This window comes from Mesorhizobium sp. M7A.F.Ca.CA.002.15.2.1 (genome assembly GCF_003998715.1).
In the GTDB taxonomy this organism is placed as follows: domain Bacteria; phylum Pseudomonadota; class Alphaproteobacteria; order Rhizobiales; family Rhizobiaceae; genus Mesorhizobium; species Mesorhizobium ciceri.
Genome location: NZ_RZPI01001045.1, coordinates 1 through 1,165 on the forward strand (window position 1 = coordinate 1; position 1,165 = coordinate 1,165).

The following is a 1,165-nucleotide window of genomic DNA, read 5'->3' on the forward strand; positions in this document are numbered from 1 at the left end:
GCCCCGACAGGTCGAAGCCAAGCAGCGCCTCGCCGCCCTCGCCTTTCTCGATCACCGTGGCGTCGAGCTGACCGAGGAAACAGGAATTGCCGTCATGGCCGAAATGGATGCGGTCGCCGGCGGCAATGCGCTTGCCCGGCCTCATGAAGGCCAGCCAGCGGTCCGGCGCCATGCGCATATGCAGCGTGGCTTCGACCTGCGCCGTCGCCTCGCCCCGCCGCCTTATGCCTTTGAGCTGCGCCGGAATGACTTTGGTGTCGTTGAACACCAGCACGTCGCCGGCCCTGAGCAAGGACGGCAGGTCGCCAACCGTCCGGTCCTCGAGCCCTTCGCCGGGCTTGACCAGAAGCATCTTGGCGCTGTCACGCGGCTGCGCCGGGCGGAGCGCGATGCGCTCCTCCGGCAAGTCGAAGTCAAAGACATCGACGCGCATCAGTAGAGCCGGACGAGCAGCGCTCCGGCCAAGAGCAGCACCGCGCCGGCAACGCGGCCGAGCGAGATTTCACGCACCGCGACGCCGAGGAAGCCGACGCGGTCGATGAGCATGCCGGCCAGCAACTGGCCGGCGACCAGAAACGCCATCAGCGCGGCAGCACCTATGCGTGGCGTCAGGATCGTCGACAGCGTGACATAGAAACCGCCGAGCATGCCGCCGGCCACGAACAGCCAGGGCGCCGGCGCTTTCCAGTCGAGCGAGATGCCTTGCAGCTTCACCACCGTAACGGAGATAATGCCGAGCACGATCGCGCCCGACAGGAACGAAAACGCAGCCGCCGCGACTGGGAGACCCAGGCCGCGCGCCAGCTGCGAATTGATCGGCGCCTGAATGGCAATGAAGGCGCCGGATAGGATGCCGAGAAGCGACCAGACGACGCCCATCATTGTCGTTTGCCCTTACTTGACGTCGGCCGCGACCTTCAGCGACACGATCTTGTCGGGATCCTGCACCGGCTCGCCGCGCTTGATCTTGTCGACATTGTCCATGCCTTCGATGACCTGGCCCCAGACCGTGTACTGGCGGTTGAGGAAGGCGGCATCGTCGAAGCAGATGAAGAACTGCGAATTGGCCGAGTTCGGGTTCTGCGAACGGGCCATCGAGCAGGTGCCGCGGCCATGGTTGGCGTTGGAAAATTCGGCCTTCAGGTCCGGCTTCTCAGAGCCGCCC

Annotated in this window: 3 protein-coding genes; all 3 read right to left on the reverse strand. The window is 65.3% G+C overall.

The annotated features are described in order from the left end of the window. On the reverse strand, window positions 1-433 hold a 433-nt coding region (locus ENZ74_RS32410), incomplete at its 3' end, for an S-adenosylmethionine:tRNA ribosyltransferase-isomerase (RefSeq protein ID WP_164761427.1). Further along, on the reverse strand, window positions 433-882 hold the full coding sequence (locus ENZ74_RS32415) for a DMT family transporter (RefSeq protein ID WP_013531824.1): 450 nt from the start codon (window positions 880-882) through the stop codon (window positions 433-435). The genes ENZ74_RS32415 and ENZ74_RS32410, both read right to left, overlap by 1 nt. Before the next feature lie 12 nt (window positions 883-894). Continuing rightward, on the reverse strand, window positions 895-1,165 hold a 271-nt coding region (locus tag ENZ74_RS32420; RefSeq protein ID WP_164761428.1), incomplete at its 5' end, for a peptidylprolyl isomerase.